This window comes from Almyronema sp., assembly GCF_052168255.1.
Taxonomy (GTDB): Bacteria; Cyanobacteriota; Cyanobacteriia; order Phormidesmidales; family Phormidesmidaceae; genus Sphaerothrix; species Sphaerothrix epifaneia.
Window position 1 is genome coordinate 9,110 of the sequence record NZ_JBQLZL010000017.1, and the last position, 14,729, is coordinate 23,838.

General features: G+C 50.0%; 12 protein-coding genes. 8 read left to right on the forward strand and 4 right to left on the reverse strand.

Annotated features, from left to right (window positions below; genetic code table 11):
• The first annotated feature begins 164 nt into the window (after positions 1-164).
• From ACTS3T_RS03030 to ACTS3T_RS03050, 5 genes are all read left to right on the forward strand, one after another.
• Positions 165-1,193, forward strand: coding sequence for a hypothetical protein (locus ACTS3T_RS03030; protein ID WP_462934781.1), 1,029 nt, complete (start codon positions 165-167; stop codon positions 1,191-1,193).
• A gap of 11 nt (positions 1,194-1,204) precedes the next feature.
• Positions 1,205-2,266: a PDDEXK nuclease domain-containing protein gene (locus ACTS3T_RS03035; protein WP_462934754.1), complete on the forward strand. Its 1,062-nt coding sequence runs from the start codon at positions 1,205-1,207 to the stop codon at positions 2,264-2,266.
• A gap of 33 nt (positions 2,267-2,299) precedes the next feature.
• A complete protein-coding gene (locus tag ACTS3T_RS03040; protein WP_462934755.1) occupies positions 2,300-3,082 on the forward strand; it encodes a peroxiredoxin-like family protein in 783 nt (260 codons plus the stop codon).
• 264 nt (positions 3,083-3,346) lie between these two features.
• Positions 3,347-4,174 carry a ParA family protein gene (locus tag ACTS3T_RS03045; protein WP_462934756.1) on the forward strand — a complete coding sequence of 276 codons (828 nt, stop codon included), beginning with the start codon at positions 3,347-3,349 and terminating at the stop codon, positions 4,172-4,174.
• A 28-nt stretch (positions 4,175-4,202) separates the two neighbouring features.
• A complete protein-coding gene (locus ACTS3T_RS03050; protein ID WP_462934757.1) occupies positions 4,203-5,279 on the forward strand; it encodes a ParB/RepB/Spo0J family partition protein in 1,077 nt (358 codons plus the stop codon).
• A gap of 287 nt (positions 5,280-5,566) precedes the next feature.
• On the opposite strand, the gene ACTS3T_RS03055 is transcribed toward ACTS3T_RS03050, so the two are convergent.
• The gene (locus ACTS3T_RS03055) at positions 5,567-5,932 is read right to left on the reverse strand and encodes a hypothetical protein (RefSeq protein ID WP_462934758.1); all 366 of its coding nucleotides are present in this window, start codon (positions 5,930-5,932) and stop codon (positions 5,567-5,569) included.
• 237 nt (positions 5,933-6,169) lie between these two features.
• Here ACTS3T_RS03055 and ACTS3T_RS03060 point away from each other — a divergent pair, with 237 nt between their 5' ends.
• The gene (locus tag ACTS3T_RS03060) at positions 6,170-7,936 is read left to right on the forward strand and encodes an amidase family protein (protein ID WP_462934759.1); all 1,767 of its coding nucleotides are present in this window, start codon (positions 6,170-6,172) and stop codon (positions 7,934-7,936) included.
• 41 nt (positions 7,937-7,977) lie between these two features.
• On the opposite strand, the gene ACTS3T_RS03065 is transcribed toward ACTS3T_RS03060, so the two are convergent.
• The 3 genes from ACTS3T_RS03065 to ACTS3T_RS03075 form a co-directional block, all read right to left on the reverse strand.
• Complete coding sequence (locus ACTS3T_RS03065) at positions 7,978-9,063, reverse strand: DUF362 domain-containing protein (protein WP_462934760.1); 1,086 nt, start codon at positions 9,061-9,063, stop codon at positions 7,978-7,980.
• A 43-nt stretch (positions 9,064-9,106) separates the two neighbouring features.
• Positions 9,107-11,338: an FdhF/YdeP family oxidoreductase gene (locus ACTS3T_RS03070; RefSeq protein ID WP_462934782.1), complete on the reverse strand. Its 2,232-nt coding sequence runs from the start codon at positions 11,336-11,338 to the stop codon at positions 9,107-9,109.
• Positions 11,339-11,693: 355 nt separating this feature from the next.
• Complete coding sequence (locus ACTS3T_RS03075) at positions 11,694-13,295, reverse strand: helix-turn-helix domain-containing protein (protein ID WP_462934761.1); 1,602 nt, start codon at positions 13,293-13,295, stop codon at positions 11,694-11,696.
• A gap of 644 nt (positions 13,296-13,939) precedes the next feature.
• On the opposite strand from ACTS3T_RS03075, the gene ACTS3T_RS03080 reads away from it, so the two are divergent.
• Positions 13,940-14,425: a hypothetical protein gene (locus ACTS3T_RS03080; RefSeq protein ID WP_462934762.1), complete on the forward strand. Its 486-nt coding sequence runs from the start codon at positions 13,940-13,942 to the stop codon at positions 14,423-14,425.
• 14 nt (positions 14,426-14,439) lie between these two features.
• A partial coding sequence (locus tag ACTS3T_RS03085; RefSeq protein ID WP_462934763.1) for a hypothetical protein occupies positions 14,440-14,729 on the forward strand: 290 nt, incomplete at its 3' end.

The window sequence follows — 14,729 nt, forward strand, 5'->3', positions numbered from 1 at the left end:
CAAAAACATACGCCGGAGTTACAGGTAAAAGCTTGCTAATATTCAAGGGCTAGCCTCTAGCTAAAATAGACAGCGATCGCCCTTGTCAGCTTATTTGCCTCGTGAGCAGCCCTAAAGAAACCCCCCCGGAAAGCTTTCCCGTTGATGGCCAGCTCCTCAGGGTAATGCCCCGCGCCGGAGCCTCCCTGAAAAATCCGGATGTACAGCTACCCATTTTGCGCTCGGATGGGGATGGCTACTATTTAGAAATGCGGGTTGAAGCCGATCCTAAAGATGAAGCAGAGCTAGCCGTTACCCGCCGGGTTCCCTTAGAAGACCTTTCTGAAGAAGAGTGGGAAGAACTCAAAGCCCAATACACCAGCCTTGAGCTAGATGCCTGCATAGACCAAGGCATTAGCAAAGGGCTAGAAAAGATTCAAGATCGCCGCATTCAGCGGCTGATTATGGCGCTGCTTACGTTTCTAAATCCTCGCCAGGTTTCTATTGTCCTCTATCTTTATCGGCTAGCGGCTCAGCAAGACCAGGGGCCGCTGGTTTCTTTTCGCTCCAATGATTTGCTGGCTGCTTTGGGCTATACACGAACTAAAGATGGAGGCTTTGCTTCAAAAGTGCGATCGCAGCTTCACCGAGATTTAGTAGCGCTCCACCGCACTGAACTGGTTTTTGCCCAATCTCTGCGCAAAGGCGACAACATCGGTGCAAAAGTAACGATCAAAAGCGTTTTACGCATTCGGGATTATGAAATTGACAACGTTCCGCGTGATTTTGATTTAGCTAAAGCAGCCGATTATACCTATGAACTAGCCGATGCCTACACGCTATCGCTGGAATTTTTTGAAGGCCCCGGACGCACAGGTGACTATGTGCTGTTTGCCAACAATATGGACATTAGCCAGCGGTTAGGCAGCAACGCCAAAAACGACTACAAAACCAAGCTGCTGGTTTATTTAGCCAGTCGGATGAAGTGGGATCGGCCTGAAGATGGGCAATATCTAAACATTTCTAAGCGCTACCTGTTCAAAAACTTAGATTTGCTGGGCAGCAATTCTTCTCGTAACAACCAAATTTTTTGGCGAACGGTAGAAGAACTGCGGCAAGAAGACTATATTCTCAGTGCCCAAGAGCTACCAGGCAAAAAGCGATCGGCTACTATTCAGTTTCAAATCAACCCTGAAAAGCTACAGGCAAACTAGAAAATCAGAACATGCCGCGTTCGTTATTTCCTCTGCCGGAAGAAAACTACAGCGCCTTTCTCGGCGATCTCAAAACTAGAATTCGCCGCTCTCAGGTCTTAGCGGCTACAGCCCTGAACAAAGAAGTCATTTTGCTGTACTGGCAAATTGGGCAGGCTATTCTGCAACAGCAGCAGGCTCAGGGATGGGGAGCGAAGGTGATTGCTCGCCTCGCCAAAGACCTGCGTAAAGAATTTCCCCAAATTTCAGGTTTTTCGCCTCGCAACCTCAACTACATGCGGGCTTTTGCCGAAGCTTATCCAGACGAAACAATTGTGCAACAGTTGTTGCACAAAGTTCCTTGGGGGCACCATGTCAAACTGCTTGACGCTGTTAAAGACCCCCAACAGCGACTTTGGTATGTGCATAAAACAATTGAAAACGGCTGGAGTCGCAGCATTTTAGCGATGCAGATTGACAGCAGCTTGTACCAGCGCCAGGGAGAAGCCATTACTAACTTTGCTCAGGTTTTGCCTTCGCCTCAGTCAGATTTAGCTCACCAGCTCATTAAAGATCCCTATAATTTTGACTTTTTATCTTTAGCTGAAAATGTTCAGGAGCGCGATTTAGAACGAGGATTGATTGATCATATTCGTGACTTTTTGCTGGAGATGGGAATTGGCTTTGCTTTTGTTGGCAGTCAGTATCGCTTAGAAGTCGAAGGTGACGAATACTTTATCGACTTGCTGTTTTACCATCTCAAGCTGCACTGCTATGTTGTGATTGATCTAAAGGTGACAGAGTTCAAGCCTGAATATTCGGGCAAAATGAACTTCTATATTGCTGCTGTAAACAAGCTCTTGCGTGACGAAATTGACCAGCCTACCATTGGCATCATTCTTTGTCGTTCTAAGAAAAAGACGGTGGTTGAGTTCGCTTTGGAAACCGTCCAAAATCCAATTGGGGTTTCAACCTACCGCCTGCGTGAAGAGTTACCTGCCGTTTTGCAAAGTAATTTGCCTTCGGCTGAGCAGCTTGGCAAAGAGCTAGAATCAGCAGTGGCTCAGCTTGAAAGTCAAAATTTGAAAGCGTAAAAGTAACGTTAGAAATTTTTCAAGGCGATCGCAATGGATATTTACGTTATTTTGAATCAAACTCAGCGGCAGCGAGTGAGTGATGGCGTGGTGGCTCCGATTTTGGAAAGTGGGACAGCCGCAAGAGGGCTGTTGGTGATTCTCTGGCCGCAGCTTGGCGACTTTGATAGCCTGGAATATGCCTGGTGGTTACAGCGAGAAGCTCAGCAGCTACAGGCCAAAAATATAGCAGTTTGTGCGGTGGGCATTGGCGATCGCGCGGCGGGTCAAAAATTTTGTGACTATACCGGGTTTGCGACTGAACATCTTTTCGTTGATCCCATAGCTGCTTTGCACCGTCAGCTTGATTTATATGCAGGTTTAGCGCTCAAGTTTCCTGGCCTGTCAGAGCGCCAAACAGCCTGGGTAAATTTATTGCTTATGTGTGCAGGCTGGGGTAGCCCTGGAACGCTAGCAGAAGTGTTTCGGGGTTATTGGGGCGATCGCCAAGCCCCCCAGCTCATTGGCAATGACGAAAGCATTCAAGCCCAGCCCCTACCTCGGCTGCGCGGTTCTTTCTTCAACCTGGCGGGCGGCCAAGGGTTTCAGCGACCTTTTGAACTGGCTACTTTACGCTTGCGCAACATGGGCGAAGTCCTAAGTCACTGGCAAACTTATGTGCCAGATGCTGCTTACTTAACTCAGCGTGGAGGAACTTTTCTTTTCGACCAGCAGAGACACCTGGTTTATCAACATCGCGATCGCGGTATTTTGGGCTTTGCTGAAAATATGAGTGAGCCGTTGTCTTTTTTATCGGCGTTGCCAGAAGCGTGGTAGTGTCTATTGCTGGGGAGTCTTGTTCAAAGTTTTGTCTCTTATGCTGAGCGATTGGATAGCAGTTGACGAAGAAGTGTCGTCAAAGGGATGACGACAGGCAAAAAGCAAGGTTTTCTGTTAAAAGCTTGCCACCGTTCAAGCGTTTTAACCGGAGTAACTACAGCTATAATTCTTTTTTCTGCATAGAAATCTGCATAGAAAATAGTTCAGTTGAGCAAATCCAGATAATATAAGTGAGAATTCCAGAATTCTCAGCCTCGCTTCATGTCAAAACAACTTAGAATTGCAGTCATGTCGAATGCGGGGGGAAGCGGTAAATCAACCCTCACTGTTAACGTTGGCTATGAGTTAGCGGCAGAAGGCTATTCAGTTGTGCTGTTTGGTTTAGACCCGAATGGTTCGCTGACGCTCTTTTGTGGGTTACCCGATCCACCACCGCAAGATACGTTAGACCGGGTCTTGCGCAAAGACTTTGATGGTAACTGGCCTTTGTTTGACTGCTGGCCCGGAAAGACAAGCCGAGTACAGGCTTGCCTGGGGGGGCTGGTGATGACAGAGGCGGCACAGCGGCTAGTTTTGCTCGATCGCAAAGCCTATATTCTTGCTGATCATTTAGAAGATTATCCGCTACCCCATGACTTCGTTTTATTTGACTGTCCCGGTACAATCGACACGCTGCATTCAGCCGCATTAACGGCGACTGACTATGTGTTGGTGCCGATTCAGCCAGATGACAAAGATATGGACGGAGCCGCCAAGCTATTAGAGTGGATTTTTGATTCGATTCGAACTTTACGGCTCAAACCTGCGCCAGAAGTGTTAGGCTTTGTTCCCAATCGGGTGCGTTTGGGCGATCGCGCCCAGCATCGAGACAACATGGGGATGTCTACACGTGAGCGCACTGATCAAGATCCGCCTTCACTGCCACAAATGCTCACCGCTATGCACATTCACTGCTTTAGCATTATCAAAGATTCGGCAGAGATTGGTAACGCTGCCAGCATAGGTTTACCTTTGAGAGCCTATCGCCCCAGCCATGCCGCCAACAAAAACTTTAGGGAAATTGCCAAAGCAATTCGTAAAAAGCTTTAATCACCCACCGCTAGTCAGGAGTTGAAATATGGCTCGACGCAGCACTAGACCCGTTAGCACCATGTTTGCCGCCGCTCAAACCTCTCAGTTAGAAACTCAAATTGTTCAAAAAGACGAAGAAATTAAAGCTCTGAAGTCGCAGCTAGAAGCGCTAGCTACGACCCCCTACAGCTCAAGCTCAGTTCAAACCTATCCCACGACTGACTTTATTCCCTTGCGCTTGCCAGATGGCTTGACGCAGCCTCGTAAGTATTTTGATCGCTTGGCTCTCGATAAGTTAAAAACCTCAATTCAAAAAGTTGGCATTCAGGAACCTTTACTGGTGCGCCCTGCCAGCGATGGTAAGTTGGAAATTATTTCTGGAGAGCGGCGTTGGCGATCGGCTACAGAACTCAATCTGGCTCAATTACCGGCTTTGGTAAAAGAATTTAGCGACGAAGAAGCGCTAGAAATTGCTCTAGTGGCTAATCTCATGCGCGAAGATTTAAATTTGGTAGAAGAGTCAGATAGTATTGTGGCGCTGATTGCGCTGCGGCTAAAGGTTAATCGGGAACAGCTACCACCGCTGCTGTTTAAGGTGAAAAACTTGCGATCGCGCTACCGCTACAGCAATGCTGAAATAGCAGCGGCAATGGCTCAAGAACAAACTGAGAATTCCGGAATTCTCAGCGAAAAAGCGATCGCCGATATTGATGCTATTTTTGCTGAATTTGGGATGACGCTGGAGAGTTTTACCGCTAATCGGCTGACAGCATTGCAAAAAATGCCAGAACCACTGTTGGAAGCCGTGCGTCGAGGCAAAATTGGTTTTTCTAAAGCAGATGCAATTCGCAGAGCCAGACTCAGCGAGAAAATGACCAGTAAGCTGCTACAAGAAGCCGTAACAGCCGACTTAACCAAGCAAGAGCTTCGCGCTAAAATTCAGGCTCTAAAGGTTGAGCCGCAACCGCCAGAACCCGAAGAACCCATCCGCGATCGCATTCACACAAACTATCAGCGACTGCGTAAAAACTATAGAGCTTGGGAGACACCGAGGCTACAAAAACAGTTGCAGCAACTCGAAAAGCTATTGCTATCAATTTCTGAAACGGCAGCGAATTTGTAGCCCCAACCTACCGCTTAAGGTTTAAGAGAGGCGAGAACGCAAAGTCTTCTGGAGCGCTAACAAGGATTGTAGAACTAACGACTGCATAAAACTGGCTGCGGCTTGTTTGGCCGCGTCATTTCCATATCTCCGCTTAGTGGCTCAGCGACAGATATTAGGCAGGGGGTGCTTGAATTTGGCTAGAAAGTTGGTGGGTTACGCTTGGCTAATATGCAGATGACAAGCAGGAGGTTAAGGCTTGTTATTCGTGTTACATTTTTTCTGTTTTATGGATGTGACACGAATAACTATTCGTTAGCCTTGAGTAGCCCCCACTGGGCAGCTTGGGTAAGAATGTGTGACCGCTGGTGGCGCAACTTTTCTAGGCGACGTTCAATTTTTCTCAGACGCTTACCGCGATCAATTAGCCCCTCAAAGTAATCAATCTGGCTCAGCGGTATATATTGAGATCGCTTACCATTGTCCAGCAGTTTACCGCGTCCGGCTCGCAACCGACCGTAGCGGCTTTCTTGCTTAGCTTTGAGTGAAGCCGTACCGCCTGCAGGCGATTTTTCTAGCCGTACTCCTTGCAGATACCCGATTTTGTGAATTTCGGCAGCTTGGGCTTCTAGAGTTGCTAGTTCTTGCTCGAGTTCACTCAGCGTTGAAGACATTATTCGTGTCACTTTTTGGAATTATCTTATTTGTAACACGAATAGTAGACAGTGCCCACGATTTTGGCAGCGTTGTTTTGACCTTGATGCTTTCTCTTTGCAGGGCTAAAAACCGGGTAGCCCCCCATCAGTGTTCAGAACGGACAGTTTTTGCGAGAAATTACTGAGATTTTGAACCCTATCACGCTTACTTAACCCGCACCGAAACCGCTGGCGGCTTTCGCTTGGGTAGGTTTGGTGCAACTGTTCACTATTGTGCAAAATTTGACCATGCTCAAAACTGTTGGCAGCGCGGCAGCGGCTTTGGTGTCGTTGTTTGCCATAACTACAGAATCGGCGATCGCCGCTACCTTTCGTCTTCAAGAAGCCACAATTCGCGACATCAACAAGGCGTTCGACGCAAATGCCCTAACGTCTGAGCAACTGGTGCAACTCTATCTCAATCGCATCGAAGCTTATGATGATGCTGGCCCTGCCATCAACGCCGTTATTACGACTAACCCAGAGGTTTTAGAGATTGCCAGAGCTTTAGACCTAGAGCGGCAAACCAGCGGGCCACGGAGTCCCTTACACGGTATTCCTATTCTGTTTAAAGACAATCACGACACGTTTGATTTACCGACGACAGGTGGTTCGGATGCTTTGGCGGGTTCCATTCCCCCCGATGATGCTTTTGTAATTGACTTACTACGGGATGCGGGTGCCATTATTTTTGGCAAAGCGGAGATGGATGAGTTTGCCATTTCTGGATCTGGCTATAGCTCTTTGGGTGGCCAAACCTACAATCCTTACAATTTGCTGCGACAGTCCGGTGGATCTAGCGGCGGTACGGGGGCGGCAATCGCCGCTAGCTTTGCCACCTTCGGCACTGGAAGCGATACAGGCGGTTCAATTCGGACGCCTTGTTCTTTTCAGGGACTGGTCTGCATTCGGCCCACTCGCGGGTTAGTGAGTTTAGACGGCATTATTCCCTTCGTGTTGTCGAGGGATATGATTGGCCCTATGGCTCGATCGGTTGAAGATGCAGCCATTGCCTTGAGCATTATGGCTGAGTTCGATCCTAACAATCCCAGCTTTCAGACCCCCATTGCTGCGCCTGAGGTGGCCTTAGACCAGTTTTATGAAGACTACACCCAATTTTTGGATGCAGGGGCGCTGGCTGGAGCCAGGTTAGGTTTGGTGACCAACTACTTGGGTCTAGACAACGGGGTAGACCCCGAAGTGACTGCTTTGGTAGAAAACGCTGTCGGTATTATGAAAGGCTTGGGGGCTGAAGTTGTTGAAATTTCGTTTGCTGACGACTTTCTAGCAACCTTGAGTAGTTTATATGGCACTGCAATTCCAGTTGAGCAAGAAATTTATCTAGAAGACTATCTGGCTACCCTAGATGCTGCCTATCCCAAGACCTTAGAAGAATTGATTGCGGTTTTAGAGTCACCAGCGATCGCGAACTCGTCAACGCCTTCTAGAATCTTAGGGACGCTACGATTTTCGGCGCAAACGGGCGAACCGACCGATCCAAATTATGTAGAAGTCGCGGAAGTTTTAACTCCCTTTGTGCGCAACAGCCTGATTGAGACGTTAGACTCTTTGAGCTTAGATGCCTTTCTCTTTCCCACGATTGACACCTTTGCCCGCCCTGCGTTGGGAGTGAGTGATCCAACCTTTGTCGATCCATCGGGTAATCCACCCGCTCGTCAGGTAGAATTTGCCAGCTCTAGTGGCTTACCCGATATTACGGTACCCGCCGGATTTGGTTCGCAAAATCTACCGTTGACGCTGTCGTTTACGGGTCGTCCTTATAGTGAATCTAAACTGCTAGGACTGGCTTATTCTTTTGAGCAAGCAACGCAGTTTCGCCAACCCCCCAAGCTGACCAAAGCGCTTGATGGTGAAGTCTTTAAGTATGCGTCTGTGCCAGAGCCAGACTTTGTCTTGGTTTTGGCGGTTTTGGCGGGGGCTTTCGTCGGGCGGCGACTGTGGGTTGTGCGCGTAGCCAAGTGAGGTAAAAGCCAGTTAGCGGCTCAACCTGAGGGCTACAGCCGCTAACTCAAAAAAGGACGTAGCCGATCGGCCATTTGAGTGCTGGCGCTATCAGCAGTGATTAAGTCTATTTGTTCTGGCTGGGTGGCACCCAATCCTAGGTCGGCGGCGCGGCGAATTTGCGCTTGCTGCCAGATGGAGCCAGCGGCCACCTCACCCGTTGTGCCCAACATCCGCAAAATGGCAATGCCCACGGCATCAATGGCAATTCGATCGGTACTGGCGAGAATCACCCCGGCGTTAACGCGCTGTCCTTGCTCTGGGCCGCCGCCGACAAAAGCTTCGACGCCATCAATTAAATTGAGGCTAGGACGATAAGTCTGATTAACTTCAGCAATCATCAGCCGTTGATTGGCCGAGCGATGTAGCTCTCGCATATAGTCGTGGCTATCTCCAGGAACCCGTCGGGCGACCATGCCAATGGTATTTTTCAGCGACAGGGTAAAATGTCCGCCAAAGCGATGAGTTTTTAGACAACAGGCATTGACGATAGCATCGGCGTTGAGAACTGGCTTGGCGATCGCAAATCCTCGCGACCAGTGGGTGCCCTCGCCAGAAAAGTATTGCCAATCGCCACGGCTGAGTTCGTCAAATACCAGGGGGGTAAATCCATAGCGTTCGGCCAGGGCAAAGACTTGCTTTTGTGCCATGGCGCTCCGGGTGTTGGCCATGCCAGAGCGATCGCCTACTAAAATCTGGCTGGCTCCGGCGGCTTGAATGTCCTGTACCAGCGTTTCTAAAACTGCTGGGTCAGTCGCTGCTGGAGCCGGATCGCCCGTGTTGTAGTTGGGTTTAATAAACACTCGTTTGCCCTGAAAGCCAGGGGGTTGTAGCAGGTCAATGGCCTGTCGTACGCCCGCTATACGATCGCTTGTGTTCACCAGCACAACGCGGTGGGGGTTTAGCCCTGCCGCTAAATGAGTAGGCTGAGCTAAAGCGTTTGAGTCGAGTGAAGGTAAAATGATAGTCGGCGCGATCGCAGTTTGGAAAGATTGCAGGGCGGGGGGCAGCAACGCCGCTCCGCTTAAAAGTCCTAACCGCCGTAGCAGTTGACGGCGAGAAACGGCAGAGGAAAATTGAGCTGACATTGTAGTTTGAGCGTGGGATCAGCTTGAGCAGGTTGTCTACGCTCTATTGTGCCGAGTCTAGATGAAAATTGCCTGAGTCGGGGCTAAAGATGGCTACCGGAACGCGCTTGTAAGCGGGGGTACCCGATCGCTTTTCAATCTGGGCTTTCATCAAAACGTTGGCTTCGGGGTAAAACATGAAAGCAGATCCCAGGCGCACCTCACCATAAATAATTTCAATGTTGTCTAACTGACCTGCTGCTCCCCGCACACTCACTCGCTGGTGCTCTACCCAGCCCGCCCGCTCAGCTTCTAACGGATGCAGCAAAATGCAGTGACGATGGGGCATGCCTCGATAGCGATCGCCTGCTTGATACACCACTGTATTGTGCTGAGCGTAACTGCGCCCGGTCATCAAGGCCAAGATCAAAACAGGCTGGTTGTGGTCAAAACCAAAAGCGGCTGGGGGGGGTAGGGTTAGCGTCGGTAGCGGCGTTAACTGCATAGAGGCTTTGCCGGAGGGAGTGGCAAACTGCGGTGTCAAAAAGATGCGGCCAGAAATGGTAAATTCGGTTCGCGTCTCGTCTATCTCGCCAATCTTTTCGTAACCGGGAATGGTTTGGGCAATGAGTTGTCGCACGTAGCGCGTATCTTGTAACTGTCGCCAGTTGACGGGGGTATCGCCGTGGAGCCGATGGGCGAGTTCCGTTAGAAAAGCGACTTCCGAAATCAAGTCTGCTTGCAGGTGAGTTTTACCTTCGTCGTTAAGCCGAACAAAGTTATTGCCCGACTCAGTGGTGGTTTTGTGAGGGTTTTCGAAGCGGGCATAAACTGGCACAATAATCGTGTTCTGGCGAGCTAGACCGTGAAAATGACCCAAGTTGGGTTTAGTAGCCAGATAGATAATCGTATCAATGTTGTCCAAAGCCTGTTGAGCTTGAGTGAGGTCGGGGTTGGCGGCATAGAGATTGCCGCCTAAACAAAGCAATGTGTCTACTTGGTTAGTGGCTGCCGCCTCAATTAGCGCCCGAGCATCGTAGCCCGGTTCGCGTTTAAGCGATCGCCCCAATAGCTGTTCTAAGGCAATGCGAATTTCTGTTTTCAGGTGGGCGGTTACCCCCATCGAACCAAAGCCTTGAACGTTGGAGTGACCTCGAATGGGCATCAGCCCTGCTCCCGGTTTGCCTACGTTACCTGTCATCAAAGCCGTATTGGCAATGCTGAAGATGTTATCGACGCTGTTAGCCTGTTGAGTAATGCCCATTGCCCAGGCAAACACCACTCGCTGGCTGTTATGAATCATTTCCGCGGCTGTTTCAATCTCGCCTGGGGTAAGGCCGCAGGTAGATAAAATCGCGTCCCAAGTCGTTGCCTTCACCTGATCAACAACGGCCTGCCAGTTTTCGCTATGCGCCTGTAGATAGTCAAAATCAACCCAGCCCTTTGCTAGCAACACTTTTTGTATCCCCACAAAGAGAGCCACGTCGCTGCCAGGAATGGGCTGTAGATAGCGTGAAGCAATGTCTGACCCCTGCACCAGCGAAGAGAGTGGAAACGCGGGTGAGCCAAACTTGACCAAACCAATTTCCCGAACAGGATTGATGACCAACACCTGGCCGCCGCGATCGCGCAGTTTGATCAGTTCGTTCATCAACCGGGGATGGTTGGCGGGGGCATTTGACCCCACCAGTACCACGCAATCCGCCTGTTGCAAACTTTCTAGGCTCACCAGCGAAGTCCCCGTCCCAAAGACGGCGTTCAGGCCAACGGTAGAAGGGGCATGACAGAGATCAGAACAATCTGCCAGGTTGTTAGACCCTAAGGCTCGCATCATCAACTGCAGCAGATAAGCGGCTTCGTTAGACGATCGCCCAGAGCTATAGGAAGCGACGCGGTCAGCAGGTTGCTGAAAAGACTTGAGCGCAATTTCATACACCTCTTCCCAGCCCAGCCGCTGATAGTGGCTAGCCCCAGCCCGGTAAATAACCGGAAAGCTGAGCCGCCCTAGGCGATCGCATGCCATTGAATCTAACTGCTGTAACTCTGCCAGCGATCGCTGATCAAAAAAGTGAGGTGCAATCCCTGATTGCAGTTCTGCTGCGATCGCCTGTACGCTTTTCATGCATCGCTGTAGCGTTTCTCCCGCCTCATTGGTAAAGCCTCCCTTTTGACCGCCCGTTCCCCAAGCACAGGAGAGGCAAGCACTTTTGTGAAACAGCTTTTGCCAAATTTGTGGCCCTTGAGGCGAAAGCGTTTTAGTTGCCCAATACTGGATGACTGGCAGACCGCCCCCCATATCAGGCGTGGGCGTTGAGGGATGCGTTGGTGCATCGGTTTGTTCTGGGGTTGGCTGAGACTGGCTAGCAATCGATGAAGCTGGTGTTTCGGATGAATTAAAACCTGCCATGCTGAGATCCTCCTGGCTGCCTTATCCATCACTATTAAGTAGATTCCTGTAATCGGGCGCTGATGTTAAGCAAACGCAAGATTTGCCGCCGTGCTAACCCCAACAACTCAACAGAGTCGCTAAAAGGCCGTCGTTGACTTCTGGGATGTCGCTAAAGGCAAAAGCAAAGGTGTCGGCTGCTTTGCTTTTGCCCTCATCCTTCTGCCTTTGGCGACAAGTGCCGACTGCGGCAGGTGTGGGCTAGCTAAATATCGAGGGTTTTGCGTAAGAGCACCTGATCGTCAGGGCTGATGCTAAAGCGTCCTTTTTCGATGTCGCGAATCCAGCTTTGGCTTTTGCCCAAGCACTCGGCTAAGGCTCGCTGCGTTAGGTTTTGCCGCTGTCGGGCGGCTTTGATGTCGCTGCCTGAAAGCGGGTTGACTGGGGCGATCGCCTGGGTGGAAGACTGACGGCGACGACGTTTGGGGGTGGTGCGCCGGGTGGTTTGCTGCCATTCTTCGGGTAGCTCAAACCCCAAAAGGCGGGCATTGAGCAAGCGTTGCCATTTGTCCCGTGGGGCAGTATCTGTCAGGCTAAAAGCGCGGTTGGCATCGTCTGCCCAAAACTCCAGCGCATCGTCAGCGTCGTCTGGAATGTCAGCAACCCTCGACCAGAGAGGCTGAATTTCGGTGGGATACGTTTCGGGATCAAACAGCGGCTTGAGGCCGTAATAATAAGTTGTTTCCAAATCACTTTCAAAGGTTTTGAGTAAGCGCTTGTGCGCCCCTCGCACCGTAGTCGCTTCAACCATGCGCCCTTCACCGTAAGCAATCCGTAGCAAAGTGCGGATGGTCATGCGGTGATCGCCTCCTAGTCGCAGCTTGAACAACAGCCAGAGGAGTAACCGTACGGCACCCTCATGCTGCTGCCAATGGCTCATCACTTCGGTGAGCAACGATTGCGGCAGCGTGCCGTATTGATAAAAGGCGGTTTGCTGGCGGTAGTCGCGCTTGTTTAAGAAGTGTTTGGCCCAAATACCGGCGCGAATTGTAAATCCTAAGCCAATCAAATGGCGACAGCCCTGGGCGTCTTTTTCGAAGTAGTATTGGGTATCGAGCAGGTGCCAGACAGGATGTTCGGACACGGTAAAAGACTGAACTTTGCCTTGGCGAGGCCAGTTTAGCGATACCAAAATTTGGCAGGTCTGGTATACCAAATCTTTAATCAGGGTGAGCTTGTCTAGTTTGGTCAGGTCTTTGCGTTTGTCTAGCCCCAAATACTGCTCAATTTGCTGGTCGTTAATTGCAAAGCTTTCTTGCCAAGGACAGTCTAGCGTGGTGGCATAAGCTGCAAAAATTAAGTGAACACAAGTTGCCCGGATATCGAAGTTGGCGATCGCTGTTTGAGCTTCTACTGCGCTCATTAGCGCAGGTTGGGTGACTTCAGGATCGACTGCTAGGCGAAACTGCATTTCTCCGCGCCCCCGATGTACCAAACGATGGTAATAAAGCTGGTCGTCGGCATCGGTTTGCCAAGGTAGCGTTTGCCGCTGGGCTAAAACATTGCAGGTTTCCCACATCACCATAGATGACGCAAATGGCGTCGTTTTGCCGTTGAGGAAAATATCAGGAATGGCAGCTGGTAATAAGGTACTTTTGCAACGTCCTTTTTTCGCGGTTAAAGGCGTTAACGAACCCACTTCGCAAACTTCTACACAACGTGGAACTTGCAGATCTTGGCAGCCATCGCAAAGGGTGGGATCAATCCAGTAACCCTCCCACTGCGCTTGCGGTTTGATGGCTCCATTGGGACATTGAGGGCGACAGCTATCACAGGCGATACAGCCGTCTTTGATGGTATAAGCCATAAGCAAAAGCCATTATTGAGGCCACTTGACGGCGTTTAATCAGTTATCAGTTGACCTGAACGCTTAGCCGAGTTTTTAACTAGCAAACATTGGCTAGTTAGAGATGGTTATCAAGCAACGATTGAGAACACTTAATAAAGTTTGTATAACTACAAATAACAATCCAAGGCTAACTATTTTATGTCGTTCGATACGATTTAATTATTTTTTAGTGATTGTCTAGAAGCCGTTCAAACTGGACTTTTTAGCAAAAAATTTTGTTGCCAAAATCACGCTTTTTTGCCGACAAAATCAGCTTATTCTTAACGATATGGCGTTAGTCATCTCTGCATTTAACCTAAAATCAAGTTGCTGTTACATTTCGTAAGATGGCGGTAAGCCAGGAGCCGCCAGCGATTGACCCTTCTAGATTGCGCATGGCAACGGTGAGCTAGAGGGGCGGAGAAGGCTAGGCGATCGCAAATGTTTAAGAAGTTGGCTCTTGGCGGCATTTTGTGCCGAAGAATACTGAATTTTTAGCTCAGATCGTCGCTAATAAACATTAGAGAGTGTGCAAGCTTAAAAACTCAGCTAGATGCGATCGCTCATTTTGCTGCGGTCTATCCTGCCTGAGCTGAACGATCGCTACAATTTCAGGGCTTGTCATGTCTCAACGGTTAGCACAAAATCCTTCCTGGTTGTCTATTCCAGCGCCTACGCAAGCGCTACTAGCTGCTGCTGCCCAAACCTGGGAAGATACGGCTGTCTCTGAGCAGTACATTCAGCAGGCTTTGGCGCAGCCCGATGCTGGGTTGGCGGTGCTGGTCAGTGCTTATCGCTACTACTTTTATAAGAGTAATGCGGTGATGGCTTTGCAGATGGCAACAGCCGTTTGCAGTCGTATTCGCCAGTCTGAGCAATGGCCGACGGATTGGCCTACCCTCAAACCAATTTTACTGGCTCGCTTAGATGACGCGATCGCTCGCCTTTACCTCAGCGCTTATGCGGCCTCTGGGTTGTTGCTGGCTCGTTTAGGCAGAGTGGCAGAAGCTCAAGAAATTGCCCAGCAGGGGCAGCAAATAGCGGCTAAAGAGTTTGGTGCTGAGCGACTACTCACCATTCTCAATCCGCCACCTGACGAGGATGATTAAGGAGACTTCTAACGATGAAAACCTTGCCGACTACCGAGGCTGAAACGCTGGCCTTGTCCTTTTTGCTGGCAGATTTAGAAATCCCGGCTGCGGATCAAGATTTCTTCTCAGTGCTTTCCGTGCGAGATGCGGGTAGCGACTGGTATGTAGTGGAGATTGGCGTTGAGGGTTTACCCGATAAGTGGGCTGTGCAGGTGTTTGACACGGGGCAGTGTGACCCGTGCTATACGTTTTTGTCTCCGATGCCCGCCGGAGAAGACGCCGATCTTAACGAGTTTCCTGGACGGATTGCCAGCGTGATTGC